This window comes from Parafrankia colletiae (assembly GCF_001854655.1).
Taxonomy (GTDB): Bacteria; Actinomycetota; Actinomycetes; order Frankiales; family Frankiaceae; genus Parafrankia; species Parafrankia colletiae.
Genome location: NZ_MBLM01000171.1, coordinates 1 through 13,495 on the forward strand (window position 1 = coordinate 1; position 13,495 = coordinate 13,495).

The following is a 13,495-nucleotide window of genomic DNA, read 5'->3' on the forward strand; positions in this document are numbered from 1 at the left end:
GGGTTCCTGCCGGTGTTGCTGCCGGGGGTGGCGGCGGTGCAGAAGAACAGCAGGCTGGCGGTGACGGCGGTCGGCAGCGCCGCGGTACGCACCAGACCCGCCCGCCGGTTGCGCTGCGTCGCGCGGTTCCGCGCCGCGCCCGTGCCACCCGCCGACCTGCCGGCCTTGCCCGATCGGCCGCCCTTGCCCGATCGGCCGCCCTTACCTGATCGGCCGGCGTTGCCTGAGCCGCTGGCCCTGGCTGTGCCGCTGGCCCCGCCGGTGCTGCCCGCCTTACCGCGAGGGGCGGCCGGCACGGCCGGCAGTTCCGCGGTCGGGGCAGTACGGGAGCCACCGGGCGGGACCACTCCGAGTACCGCCGTCGCCGCGACTGCCCCGGTCCCGGCCGCCGGAGTTGATCCGGTGGCCGGGGCCTGCGCGACCGATCCACCGGCGCTCCGGGAGGTGGTCACCGGACGCCCGTTCCTCGGCCGGCGATGACGCCCTCCGCCGCGCGGTGGGGACTCGGAGGCGCCACGCGTCGTGGAGGGAGTTGACGCCGTTGCCCGCTGGCGCTGTGCTGTGCCGTCCGGAGTGAGGGCGGGGCCGCTGTCCGCCGAAGGCTGATGAGGTCGGGGACGACGACTCACCAGCGGTTTCCTCCTGGGTCCGGGAGCATCCACCGGGCCGGGTTCCGGCCGTGGGACGCCAGGGCGCGTGGGGCAGACGTGCTGTTCAGGACCAGGCCCGGGGCACGATCGATCACCCTCTGTGGGACGTTCGATGCGGCCGTGCTGTGGTGCGGCCGTGGTGTTGATAGAGCGCGAGATTGAACTGTGTCAGATGCTTCTGACTTGCTTCTACCAAAAAGGCTTGTCTCCGGATTGCTGTTACTTTGGTAACAGATGCCGGGAAACAGGTGTCATCGTTCATCCGTCCGGAGGGTGAACGAGGGGCCGGGAGCAGTCACACGGCGACCCCGGCTGCTGCCTCACGTTCGCCGGCCGGGGCGAGTAGCCCGCTCGTCTCCTGGAGCTGGCCGTTCGCGTCCACGAGCCGCACGGTGCAGGTCGTCGTGYGGGTTCCCGCCCRCCAGCTCTCCGCGCGGATGRGGTGCCAGCTCTCCTGGAACACCGTGTCCGCCGGCCCCGGGCCCAGATAGGGTGCGGTCGAGGCGGCACAGGCGGCGGCCGCCAGTTCGGAGAACAGCGCCGATGAGGGCGGCTGGCCGTCGGAGGTGTCCGGCAGTCGTGCGTTTCCGACGCTCTGCGCGTGGTGCGGGCTGTCGCACGGGGCCACCGTCAACGACCCGTCACTGTCCCGGAAACAGGTGCCAGGTGCGTGGACCTGTGCCTGGTCGGCACCGCGGACAGCGCCTTCGAACGGCGGGTACCAGCCCTCGTCGTCCTCCGTGGTGCCAGCTGACGCCAGACCGCAGACGATGATCCGGTCGCCGCCGTCCCAGCCCGCCCGGCGCGGTCTGATGATGTTGTCGACAAACCTGCCGAAGGGATCCAGCGGGTACCCGAGGTAGGCCGTGATGACCGGGCCGCAGTGGGTGTGCGCGATGGCCTCCCACTCCGTCCCGGACGGGAAGTGATGATCGCCGGGGAAGGCGGGGGAGATGTCGAGGGTCCCGGCCGCCTCGAAAAGGTGCTCGCCGGCACAGGGCACGTCGTCGACGGGGGACTCGGGAGCGGACTGGATCCAGCTGTAGCACCGRCCGGCTCTCCACTGGGCCTGGGGGAGGCTCAGATCGGGCCCGAGGTCGCCGTCGCCGCCCGCTGCGGGCGAGCCGCCGGGCGGAGTGCTGCTGTCGGTGGTGATGGTGGTGCGCGGCGGGGCGTCGGTCGGCAACTGCCCGAAGAGGTAGATGAGTCCCGCGAGCGGGAGGATGCAGACAACCGCCAGGATCAGGTACCCGCGGGAGCGCGAGGGCGGGCCGAGGTCCTGCGCTGCCGGCCCAGGCGGGCCGGCACGCCGAGATGTGGCTGCGGCGGTGCGGGCGGCCCGCCGGGATGCGCCGCGGCGCCCCCGGCCCGGCCCGGAGCCTCGCCGGGCTCGCGCATCCTCGAGCGGGGCGAAGCGGGCGACGGCCTGTCTGGTCCGGGCGGGGGCCTCGTAGCGCGTCGCCGCCGAGACGAAGGCCTCGTCCAGCACCAGGTCGGCGAACGGGTCGGCGAGCGAGTCGGGTTCGCCCACCTCGCGGGCGGCGGTGGCACCACCGTCCTGCCGCGGGTGTCCGTCGGCTTCGTCTGCGGGGGCGCTGTCGTCGGGCACGCCGGCCACTCCTTGGACACGGGGATCAGAGGCGTCGCGGAGGACCAGCGACGTCCGCACCTGCCACCCGTGTCGGCCCGAGATCGGCCGTTGCCTCCTGCTGCACAGCGGGCGAGCCCGTGACGGCGAACGGATGCACAACGAAGCGGTCCGGCTACCGGTGGCGGCGCGGCCGCTCATAGTAGGGCAGAGGCCGCGTCCCCGGACCAGGTCGGTACCAGCAGGATCAGGCACCGGCACCGGGGCGCGACGCTGGTCCGGCGGAGCCGGCCGGCCCGGTGCCTCCTGCCGCGCTCGCCGCGCCCGTCATCCCCGCCGCGCTTCCCGCACCGGGCGCCCCGGCCGGGCTCGCGAGGCTGCCTCCGCCGGGCGCACCTGTCATGCCGGGTGCCCCGGCAGCGCTGGTCATCACCCCGATCGGACCGGTCACCCCGCCGCCCGCGAAGGCGGGGCGGGACCGGCGCGCGGACGTCCCGCGTGCGTTCACCCAGGCGGGGCGCCGGCGCTGGACGGGGCGTTCGACCAGGTAGTAGGAGGCGGAGGCCAGCCCCAGGCTGACGACCAGAGCGGCACCGGCCGAGGGGACCCGGCCGAAGCGCGGGACCAGCGAGTCGTTGGCGACTCCCGTCACGGGGAAGTGCCACAGGTAGAGGCTGTAGGAGATCCGGCCGACCCAGGACGCGGGAGCGCAGCTGAGGGCACGGTGATACCACCCCGGGCGGCGCTGGTCGGCGCCGAGAATCGCGACCGCGGCAAGGACCGCGACGAGCAGGTACCCGCCGCGGGCCAGCCAGGTCGGCGGGCCCGTCAGGTCGGGACCGACGGCGAAGAGGACCACGACGGCCAGCAGCCCGGCCGGCCCGAACCGGGCGACCCGTTCCAGGAGCGGCGTCCCGAACCGCCGTGTGACGGTGCCGCGCGCCGCCTCGTAGCGCCAGACGGCGAGCAGGCAGCCGACGAGCAGTGCGTCGACACGGGTGTCCGGGGCGTAGTAGATGCGCAGATTCGACACGCCGGCGGAGATCAGGACCTCGCGCCAGATCAGTACCAGGAGCACCGCGCTGATCAGGATCTCGGGCAGGCGGTTGCGCAGCCGGCGACTGCGGCAGATCAGCACCAACGCCACCGGCCAGACCAGGTAGAACTGCTCCTCCAGCGAGAGCGTCCACACATGCCCGAACCATGCGCCGCTGTCCGGCGGATTCAGCGTTCGCTGGATATTTGCGACGTAGAAGACGGCGGCAAGGGCGTTGCGCAGGAACTGCCATTGATCGTCGGCGCCCTTGACGATCAGGACGAGCGGGATCCCGGCCGCTACAAAGATGTAGAAGGCTGGGAGGAGCCGGAATGCGCGGCGCGCCCAGAAGGCGCGCAGCGAGATCCACCCTTCGCGGTCGCGTTCGGCCAGCAGCAGCCCGGTGATGAGGAAGCCGCTGAGTACGAGGAAGAGGTCGACACCCAGGTAGCCGCCCGGAACCAGGTCCATATGGTGGAAGAACACGGTCAGCACGGCGATCGCGCGCAACCCGTCCAGCGCGGGATTGTGCCCGCCGGGTCCGCCTCCGGCGATGCCCGGCACCGATCGCGCCGGCACGGCACTTACATGTTCTGTTGCCACGACTTCCCCCACAGGCACCAATGGTTCGAACGGCACTGCCACCGGACGATAGACCCGCCTTTACCTCCTGTTCGAAGGTGGTGTCGGCGAACGCCCGAAAGTGCTCAGGAATGGTCCTGACCATTGTGCCGTGGCTATCCTGCACAGTCACGGAAACGACGACCCCCGCGTGGTTTGGCGGGCGGGCCCGTTCCCGCGGCGTCGCGCGGGGGGACCTGCCGGACAGTTGCGGGCCGGTCCGCGGCGGAGCCGGYCAGCGGTCTCCGTGGCCGTCGGCCGGGGCGCGCCGGGCCGGCCCCGTGCGCGTCCGCGCGCCGATGTGCGGCTGTCACGGCGGCGGTGGGCGGCGGCGCGGCGGGAGTGGGCGTTTGCGGAATGCGCAGATTCCGCGTTGACCAGCGGGACAATCCCAGCATGAGGTTCAGCGTGGAACGTGACGTACTCGCCGACGTGACGGGCTGGGCCGCCCGCTACGTGCCGAAGCCGGCGGGCGGTTCCCACCAGGTGCTGACCGGCCTGCTGCTGGAGGCGGCGCTGCCGGCGCCGGGCACGGCGGGCCCTGTTCCGGCGCTGACCGTCTCGGCCTTCGACGGCGAGGTGGCGGCCCGAGCACCCGTCGAGGCCGTCGTCACCGAGGCCGGCCGGGCGGTCGTGCCGGGCCGGCTGCTGGCCGACGTCGTGCGCAATCTGCCCGACGCCCCGGTCGTCGTGGATGCCACCGGGGCCAGAATGATCATCGAGTGYGGCGCCGCCAGGTTYCGCCTTCCCACCCTGGACGCGGAGGACTACCCGGCGCTCCCGGAGTTCCCGCCGCCGCTTGGCGAGGTCGACACCCTCGGCTTCGCCGCGGCCGTGGCGCAGGTCGCCCCCGCCGCCGGCCGGGACGACGCCCTCGCCGTGCTCACCGCCGTGCGCCTGGAGATCGCCCGCGGCGGGCTGACCCTGGTCGCCACCGACCGCTACCGGCTCGCCGTGCGCACGATCCCGTGGCAGCCCACGGTGGAGGATCCGGAGGCCGTCGCGCATGTGCCGGCCCGGCTGCTCGCCGACCTCGCCCGGCTGCCGACCACCGCGTCGCGGATCGCGCTCGGGATGGGCGCCGACGACAGCGGCGTCGCCCGGTTCGGCCTGTCGGTCAACGGCCGGCAGACGATCATGCGGCTGCTGGACGGCACGTTCCCGAACTATCGCCGGCTGCTGCCGGAGGAGTCAGAGCTCACGGTCACGGCGCAGACGGCGGTGYTCGCCGCGGCGGTGCGCAGGGTCGCGCTGGTGGCCACCAGGACGGCGCCGCTGCGGTTCACCTTCTCGGCCGGTCAGGTCGTCGCCGAGGCCGGTGACGGCGGCGGTGCGCAGGCCAGCGAGCTGGTGCCGGTCGAGTACTCCGGCCCTGAGCTGTCGGTGCTGTTCAATCCCGCGTTTCTGCTCGACGGCCTGGCCGCGGTCGAGGGGGACGAGGCGATCGTCGGGTTCGCCACGGCGGACCCGACGATCGCCTCCAGCAAGCCCGCCGTCCTGACCGGCAAGGACGACGGAGAGGACTACCGCTACCTGCTCATGCCGATCCGCACCGGGACGTCCCCGGCGTCCTGACCCCGCGCCGCGCGATCCCGGTCAGCGGGCGGCGGGGTCGTCGGCCGGGTTCGGCGCGCTGCCCCCGTCCGCCGCCGGCGTACCGGTGCCGTCCGTGGCGCCGGCCGGGCTGGGCGGCGTGGTGCTCATCGTCCCGCTGCCGGGCGCGATGCCGCCGGCGGCGGCCGCGTCGAGGGGACCGTCCGCGGTGACGTTCAGCGTTCCGCCGGCCAGGCCCGACTCCGACGCGGTGGGCGAGTCCCAGGTCGCACCCTCCGCCGGCGGGTTCGCCCACTTCGTGACGAACTCCTTCACCACGTCCGCGGAGACGCTGGTGCAACGCTGCGTCCGGTCCCAGCCGGTGAGAACGAAGTGCTGGTTGCCAGCGAACGCCTCGCGCGTCCAGGGCACCGCGATGAAGCGGTTGCCGGCTTCGTTGGCCGCGGTGCGCAGGGTCTCGACCTGGTCGTCGGGCAGCTCGCTGTCGTACCAGGCGACGACGAAGCCGTGTTCCAGGTTGTGGACGGCGCGCTCGACGCGGATGCCCGAGTCGGGGTTGTAGAAGCGGATCGCGTCGGGCAGCGGGTCCGCGTCGTGGCTGCCGGACGACGGCGGGATGTCCTGGTAGTCGACGGTCTCCGTCGTCCCGACGTGCGTGTTGCCCCGTGACTCGTCGTTGCGGATGCCGGTGCAGCCGGCGGCCGTCGCCGCGGGGCTGGCCGCCGCCACGTAGCCGACCTTGCGTTCCTCGCTTTTCGACCGGTTGTCGATGACGCTGTAGATGATGATCCCCGCGAGGATCGCGATGGCCACGAAGCCGGACGTCCCGTAGATCAGCAGGGCGCGCTGGCGTTCCTTCCGCCTCTGCTCCTGACGGAGCTGATCCAGACGGGCGTTACGCGCGACACTCTTCTTTCCCACGGTGTCCGATCCTACGAAGTGTCGAACCGGGCCTGGCACACCCGGTCCGCCCGACTCGCTGTCGGGCGGCACGGTCGGCGGCCGCCGGGGTCATCGCGGCCGCCTGAAGATCATCGTTCCAGCAGGAAGGCCGTGACATCCCGGGCCGGCCGGGGCAGGGCGGGCGCGGCGGGATGACCGACCCCGACGACCCCCATCGGCGTCCAGGTGCGCGGCAACTCGAGCGTGTCGGCGACGACATCGCCGCAGAACAGCGCGGAGGACACCCAGCACGAGCCCAGGCCCTCCGCTGCCAGCGCGACCAGCAGGTTCTGCACGGCCGCGCCGACCGCCACGGTGAACATGCGCTCCTCGGCGCGGGAGCGGCGCTCGTCCGGGTACGCGTGCGACCCGTCCATGACCATCATCGGCACGATCAGGACGGGGGCCCGGCGCAGCACGTCGCCGCGCCGCAGCCGACGGCTCACGGAGTCCTCGTCGAAGCCGTCGCGGCGCAGGTCGTCGGTCCAGGCCAGGGCCATCGCGTCGAGCAGGGCGTGCCGGCGGGCGTCGACGAGGACGAACCGCCACGGCGTCGTGTGGTGCGGAGCCGGCGCGGTGATCGCCGCCGCGATCGCCTGGCGGACGGCGGCCGGGTCCACCGGGGCGTCGGTGAACTCCCGCACCGTCCGGCGGGCGAACGGGGCCGACCGGCGGGCCTCGGTCGTCCCGAGCTGGAACATGTCCTCGGCGGACGGGCGGACCATCGCCCGCGCGCCCACCCCGTCGTCCGGCAGATGYCCGAACCCGCGCACGACCGCCACCGGCGTCGCGCCGAGCTTGCCCTTCACCAGGTCGGCCGCGGCGGCCAGCTCGTCGGCTTCGGCGATCTCGGTCATGCCGAGCTCGTTGCCGTAGCTGTCGACGTCACCGATGTGACTGCGCAGCGCGGCCATCCCGGCCACCCCGACAGCCATGTCGGTCAGCCCGCGCCGCCACGGTCGCCCGGCGGTGTCACTGATGATCACGGCGACGTCGACGCCGAGCCGCTCCCGCAGGCCGCTGCGCAGAGCGCGGGCGCTCGCGTCCGGGTCGACCGGCAGCAGCGCGATCGAGTCCTTGGTGATGTTCGAGGCGTCCACGCCGGCACTGGCCAGCACCAGCCCGTGCCGGGTCTCGACGATGCGGGTCGGCCCGCGCCGTGCCACCTCGCGGACCGACTCGGCGTCGATCGCGGCCTGTCGGGCAGCCTCCCGGTCACCCTCGATCTGGAGCAGCCGGCCCTCGGCCTTGGAAACAATCTTGGACGTCACGACGAGGGTGTCACCGTCACGAAGTCGCTCGCCGGCGAGGGAGGCCGCGGCGATCACCTCCGCCAGGTCGTCGCCGGGACGGACCTCGCCGATCCCACGCAACGGCAGGATCCGGAGCCCCTCACCCGCGGCCGGCTCCGGGCCGGCCGGCGCCGCCGGCACCTCCGGGCGCGCGGAGTCGGTAGGTGTCGGCGGGGCCGGTTCCGCGGGCACCTGCCGGTGCCCGGCATCCCCGGCCAGTGACCCTGCCGGTGGCCCGTCCGGGGGAGCCGGAGTCCCCAGCGCGGGGGTTCCCAGCGTTGACGGCCCCATTGTCGACGGCACCTCGTCCGGCGGGCCTGCCGCCGACGGGTCCGGTGCGGACAGCTCAGACACCGGCGAGCTCCAGTGCCGCCTCCACGATCGCCACAGTGGCCTCCAGATCGGTCATGAGAAGCGGTACGGCCTTCACGGTAGCTCCGGGTACGGCCTCCGGGTCCGCCGCGATCGCGGCATCCACGACGTCAACCAGCCAACCGTCCAGCAGACCGTGACCAACCTCCCGCTCCGTGCCCCCGGAGGTGCCCTTGCCGCCGTCCGGCGCGCCGCCTTCCGGGCTGCCCGCCGTGGCGTCCGCCGGGGCCCCGGCGCTGTCGTCCGCCGGGACGCCGACCCGGTGCCGGCCGCCGTAGTGGGCGCCCACCGCGCGGGCCGAGGTCTCCACCCCGATCGCCTTCAGGCAGGCGTCCGCCATGCCGCGCACCGCCGCACCGCCGATGATCGGGGAGACGCCGATCACGGGGGCGAGGGTCACCCGCAGGGTGTCCGCGATGCCKGGCACCGACAGGATCGTCCCGATCGAGACCACCGGGTTGGACGGGCCGATCAGGACGACGTCGGCGTCCGCGATGGCGTCGAGCACCCCGGGCGCCGGGGTCGACTCGGCGGCGCCGACCGAGAGGATCGCCTCGGCCGGCACCTGCGCCCGCATCCGCAGCCACCACTCCTGAAAGTGCACGGCGCGACGCCCCTGGTCATCGTTGATGATCACATGGGTCTCGACGCGGTCATCCGACATCGGCAGCAGTCGGACGCCGGGCTGCCACCGGTCGCACAGCGCGGTGACGACGTCCGAGAGCTTGTAACCCGCGTCGATCATCTGGGTGCGGACGAGGTGGGTGGCCAGATCGCGGTCACCGAGGCCGAACCAGCTCGGGCCCACCCCGTAGGCGGCCAGCTCGCTGGAGACCACGAAGGACTCGTCCTCGCGGCCCCAGCCGCGCTCGGCGGAGATCCCGCCGCCCAGGGTGTACATCACCGTGTCCAGGTCGGGACAGATGCGCAGACCGTGCAGGGTGATGTCGTCACCCGTGTTGCCGATCACGGTGATCTCCGCGTCCGGCCGGGCTGCCCGCAGCCCGGACAGGAACCGTGCGCCACCGATGCCACCAGCCAGTGCGGTAACCCTCACCGGGCCATCCTTCCACCCGCAATTCGCACCTACGCGGCACGGCTTGCCCGCCCGGCGTCCACCGCCGGACAGCGGTGGCGAGAACGGGGCAGCCCAAGGTGCCACCCAAGGCGCTCAGTGGCGTCAGGCGGTGCGGTCTGCGGGGGTGGCCACTGCGGATCGGTCAGTGGGGGACGGCGTCCAGTGGTTCCGGCACGGGCGCCGGTGCGGCTGCGGGTGCCGGGGAGGTCCGGGTGGTGGCCAGTGCGGCCAGCAGGTAGCGGACGAGGTGGCTGGTCGGCCGGGACGGCGCCGGGTTGGCCAGGCCGCCCTCGATCGTCGCCACCACGGCGTCCGCGGCGATCTCGCGGTCGGGCTCGGGTACCAGGTCGGCGACCGCGCTCAGCGCGAGCCCGTGCAGCCATTCGTGCAGCCGCTCGTGGTACTCCATGATCGGCGGGGCGTGCGGCGCCCGCTCCGCGACACAGGGGTGCAGGGTCCGCCGCCGCTCGACGGAGTCCAGCGCCGCGAACAGCTTCTGGGCCGGTTCGTCGGGAAGCCGGGCGATGCGCTCCGTCTCGCCGTCGAGCAGACGGTTCAGGACGGCGGCGAAGGCATGGTCCTTGGACCGGAAGTACCAGTAGACCGAGCCGGGCTCGATACCGGCGGCGCGGGCGATCTCGGCGATGGAGGTACCGGCGAACCCGCGGGCGAGGAACTGCTGCTCGGCGACGGCAAGCAGCGCGTCGATCCGCTCCTCGCGCGGGACCTCCTGGCGGTTACGTGGCACCTGATCAGGGTAACGACCACGGCCCGGGGGAGGAGGGAATTGTCGTGTACCGGCACCTTCACCCGGCCCGGTACGCCGCGTCTCCTGGCAGTTGCCTGCTGTGACGATCGCGGCGCGAAGCTGCCATCTCTTGATTCTGGTTAGAGAGGGCTGTGAGATGGACACAGCTCTTCACGTCGCCGGAAGGACCTCCATGTCCGCGATCAGGAACACACGGGCCACCAGCAGCACCAGCACCCGTACCCCCAAGAGCCTCGAAGCCCTCTCCGCCTCCCTGAACCGCGCCCTCGCCGGCGTCCGGGCCCCGCAGGTCGCGGCCGCCCGGCACGCCGATCTGCGGGGCGGCGCGCCGTCCGCGGGCAGTGCGCGGACCGACCGCCTGGCTGCCCGCAGGCGTACGAACCTGCTGATCGGAACCCTCGACCGACTCCGGCCGGCCGCCCCCGGGCGGAGCGGCGCCCGCGGCGCCCGCGGCGGCAGCACCGCCTGACCCCGGCAGGGGCACAACCAGCCGACCAGCCGCGTTCCACGGCCAGTCGGATCCCACAACCAGACGACCATCTACCCAGGGTGAGCGCATGACGAGTACGGCGGCGGTACCGGACGGAGAACCAGCCGGGGAGACGATCACTCCCACCCCCGGTCGCCAACACCGCCCGGAACCGCCGCCGGCCTCCGCCGCCGCGCCGTCCGTCGCCTTCGCGCCTGCCGCCGTCGCTGCCGCCGTCGCTGCCGCCGCCGTGCCGTCGGTCAGCGCGATGCGGCGGGCGCTGCGCCGGGCCCGCGACGGCGCGACCCTGGACGTCACCGAGGCGGCGATCCTGCTGGCCGCCCGCGGCGCGGACCTCACCGATCTGTGCGCCTCCGCCGCGCGCGTCCGGGACGCCGGGCTCGTCTCCGCCGGGCGGCCCGGTGTTGTCACCTATTCACCCAAGGTCTTCATCCCGTTGACCCGGCTGTGTCGGGACAGGTGCCACTACTGCACCTTCGCGACCGTCCCGCACCGGCTCCCGGCGCCCTACCTGACCGTGGACGAGGTGCTCGAGGTGGCTCGCGCCGGCGCCGCGGCCGGCTGCGCGGAAGCGCTGTTCACCCTCGGCGACCGCCCCGAGGACAGGTGGCCGGCCGCGCGCGAGTGGCTCGACGCCCAGGGCTACGACTCGACGCTCGGCTACCTGCGCGCGGTCGCGATCGCCGTGCTGGAGGAGACCGGGCTGCTCCCGCATCTCAACCCGGGGGTGCTGAGCTGGGCGGAGCTGGCTCGCCTCAAGCCCGTCGCGCCGTCGATGGGCATGATGCTGGAGACGACCGCCACCCGCCTGTGGTCCACGCCCGGCGGTGCCCACCACGGCTCGCCGGACAAGGACCCGGCGGTGCGCCTGCGGGTGCTCGCCGACGCGGGCCGGCTGTCCGTCCCGTTCACCACCGGCCTGCTGCTCGGCATCGGGGAGACCGTCGCCGAGCGGGCCGAAACGATCTTCGCGCTGCGCGGGGTCGCCCGTGAGTACGGCTCCATCCAGGAGATCATCGTCCAGAACTTCCGGGCCAAGGACGACACCGCGATGCGCGGAGCGCCGGACGTCGGTGCCGAGGAGCTCGCGGCGGCCGTGGCCGTGACCCGACTGGTGTTCGGCCCGGGTATGCGGGTGCAGGCACCGCCGAACCTCGTCGACACCGCCGAGTGCGCCCTGCTGCTCTCCGCCGGCCTCGACGACTGGGGCGGGGTCTCTCCCGTCACTCCGGACCACGTCAACCCGGAACGCCCCTGGCCGGATCTGGACGTCCTGCGGGCGGTGACCGAGGAGGCCGGGTTCACGCTTCGGCCGCGGCTCACCGTGCACCCCACCCATCTGGAGGAGCCCTGGATCGACCCGCGGGTCGCCGGGCACGTGGCGGCGCTGGCCGGTCCGGACGGGCTGCTCGCCCCGGGCGCGCGGCCCACCGGGCGCCCCTGGCAGGAGCCCGACGGCGGGCTGGGGGACAGCGGCCGCACCGACCTGCACACCGCGGTGGACGTCGAGGGCCGCCGCGCCGACACCCGTTCCGACTTCGACTCGGTGTACGGGGACTGGGCGGCACTGCGCGAGCAGGTGCGGGCGGCGGGCACCGGCGTGGACGGCGTCTACGGCTCCGGTTCGGCGGCGGCCGAGGCGGCTCCGGATGCGGGTGAGGCCGCGGCAGCCGAGACCGCCACGCCCGGGGTGGCAGCCGCGGCCGACGTGACAGCGGCCGACGTGACAGCGGCCGACGTGACAGCGGCCGACGCGACAGCGGCCGAGGCGGCAGCGGCGGGCGGGGTGATGGTGGCGCGGGGCGCGGTGCCCAGGGCCGAGCCGGAGCTGCTTGCCGCCCTGCGGCGGGCGGGCGCCGACCCGGCCGGGATCTCCGACGCCGACGCGCTCACCCTGTTCGGGGCGACCGGCCAGGCGTTGGAGGAGCTGTGCGCCCTCGCCGACGGCCTGCGCCGGGAGACCGTCGGCGACGACGTGACCTTCGTGGTCAACCGCAACATCAACTTCACCAACGTCTGCTACACGGGCTGCCGGTTCTGCGCGTTCGCCCAGCGCCGCGGCGACGCCGACGCCTACACCCTCTCGCTGGACGAGGTGGCCTCGCGGGCGCGCGACGCCTGGTCGGTGGGCGCGACCGAGGTCTGCGTCCAGGGCGGCATCCATCCGGACCTGCCGGGCGACGCCTACTTCGACCTGGCCCGCGAGATCAAGAAGGCGGCTCCCGGGCTGCACCTGCACGCCTTCTCGCCGATGGAGGTCATGAACGGCGTCACCCGCACGGGCCTGTCGGTGGCGGAGTGGCTGACCGCGGCGAAGGAGGCCGGTGTCGACTCCATTCCCGGCACGGCCGCGGAGATCCTCGACGACGAGGTTCGCTGGGTGCTCACCAAGGGCAAACTGCCGGCGGCGGCCTGGGTCGAGGTCGTGACCGCGGCTCACCGAGTCGGCCTGCGGTCGTCGGCGACGATGATGTACGGCCATGTCGACACCCCGGCCCACTGGGTGGCGCACCTGCGGCTGCTGCGCCGCATCCAGGAGGAGACGGGCGGCTTCACCGAGTTCGTCGCACTGCCGTTCGTCCACCACAGTTCGCCGATCTATCTGGCCGGGGTGGCCCGACCGGGCCCCACCATTCAGGAGAATCGGGCGGTGCACGCGATGGCCCGGATCCTGTTGCACGGAGCGATCGCCAACATCCAGTGCTCGTGGGTGAAGCTCGGCACGGACGGGTGCGTCCAGGTGCTCGCCGGTGGGGTCAACGACCTCGGAGGCACCCTCATGGAGGAGACGATCAGCCGAATGGCGGGGTCGCAGCATGGCTCACGCCGCTCGATCGCCGAGCTGGAGGAGCTTGCCGGGGCGGCCGGACGTCCCCCGCGGCAGCGGACCACTACCTACGGTGTGGTCTCTTCGGAACGCCTCGTCACCGCACGTGGTGACGCTGCGCGCACCATGCTCGCCATCGTGACCTGAGGATCGTCACAGCTCGTTTGTGGCACTACCTAGTGTGACCGTGGCCTCGGGTGCCACCTGGCCGCCCTGGTGATCGGTGTAGGTTTGGGTGGGATGTCCGGGAATCTYGACGTCCGCTATGGGGTGTTC

9 protein-coding genes and 1 pseudogene are annotated in these 13,495 nt (G+C 73.3%); 3 read left to right on the top strand and 7 right to left on the bottom strand.

The features are described 5' to 3' along the window. From CC117_RS36870 to CC117_RS31930, 3 genes and pseudogenes are all read right to left on the bottom strand, one after another. Window positions 1-452, bottom strand: a pseudogene (locus CC117_RS36870) (hypothetical protein); the annotation flags it as partial. A 493-nt stretch (window positions 453-945) separates the two neighbouring features. Next, on the bottom strand, window positions 946-2,259 hold the full coding sequence (locus CC117_RS31925; protein WP_241830596.1) for a septum formation family protein: 1,314 nt from the start codon (window positions 2,257-2,259) through the stop codon (window positions 946-948). Window positions 2,260-2,485: 226 nt separating this feature from the next. Next, window positions 2,486-3,853, bottom strand: a complete 1,368-nt coding sequence (locus CC117_RS31930) for an acyltransferase family protein (RefSeq protein WP_241830597.1) — start codon at window positions 3,851-3,853, stop codon at window positions 2,486-2,488. A 438-nt stretch (window positions 3,854-4,291) separates the two neighbouring features. On the opposite strand from CC117_RS31930, the gene dnaN reads away from it, so the two are divergent. Further along, a complete protein-coding gene (gene dnaN, locus CC117_RS31935; protein ID WP_071091577.1) occupies window positions 4,292-5,470 on the top strand; it encodes a DNA polymerase III subunit beta in 1,179 nt (392 codons plus the stop codon). Window positions 5,471-5,491: 21 nt separating this feature from the next. On the opposite strand, the gene CC117_RS31940 is transcribed toward dnaN, so the two are convergent. From CC117_RS31940 to CC117_RS31955, 4 genes are all read right to left on the bottom strand, one after another. Next, window positions 5,492-6,370: a DUF3105 domain-containing protein gene (locus CC117_RS31940; RefSeq protein ID WP_071091580.1), complete on the bottom strand. Its 879-nt coding sequence runs from the start codon at window positions 6,368-6,370 to the stop codon at window positions 5,492-5,494. A gap of 110 nt (window positions 6,371-6,480) precedes the next feature. Further along, on the bottom strand, window positions 6,481-7,974 hold the full coding sequence (locus CC117_RS31945) for a coenzyme F420-0:L-glutamate ligase (protein ID WP_241830599.1): 1,494 nt from the start codon (window positions 7,972-7,974) through the stop codon (window positions 6,481-6,483). 55 nt (window positions 7,975-8,029) lie between these two features. Further along, entirely contained in the window at window positions 8,030-9,112 is a 1,083-nt protein-coding gene (gene cofD / locus CC117_RS31950; protein ID WP_071091583.1) for a 2-phospho-L-lactate transferase, read from the bottom strand. Between the two features lie 163 nt (window positions 9,113-9,275). Further along, on the bottom strand, window positions 9,276-9,881 hold the full coding sequence (locus CC117_RS31955) for a TetR/AcrR family transcriptional regulator (RefSeq protein ID WP_071091586.1): 606 nt from the start codon (window positions 9,879-9,881) through the stop codon (window positions 9,276-9,278). A 193-nt stretch (window positions 9,882-10,074) separates the two neighbouring features. Here CC117_RS31955 and CC117_RS31960 point away from each other — a divergent pair, with 193 nt between their 5' ends. Together CC117_RS31960 and CC117_RS31965 are read left to right on the top strand one after the other, a co-directional pair. Next, the gene (locus CC117_RS31960; RefSeq protein WP_071091589.1) at window positions 10,075-10,371 is read left to right on the top strand and encodes a hypothetical protein; all 297 of its coding nucleotides are present in this window, start codon (window positions 10,075-10,077) and stop codon (window positions 10,369-10,371) included. Between the two features lie 88 nt (window positions 10,372-10,459). Then, entirely contained in the window at window positions 10,460-13,366 is a 2,907-nt protein-coding gene (locus tag CC117_RS31965) for a bifunctional FO biosynthesis protein CofGH (RefSeq protein ID WP_084133093.1), read from the top strand. Window positions 13,367-13,495: the final 129 nt, after the last annotated feature.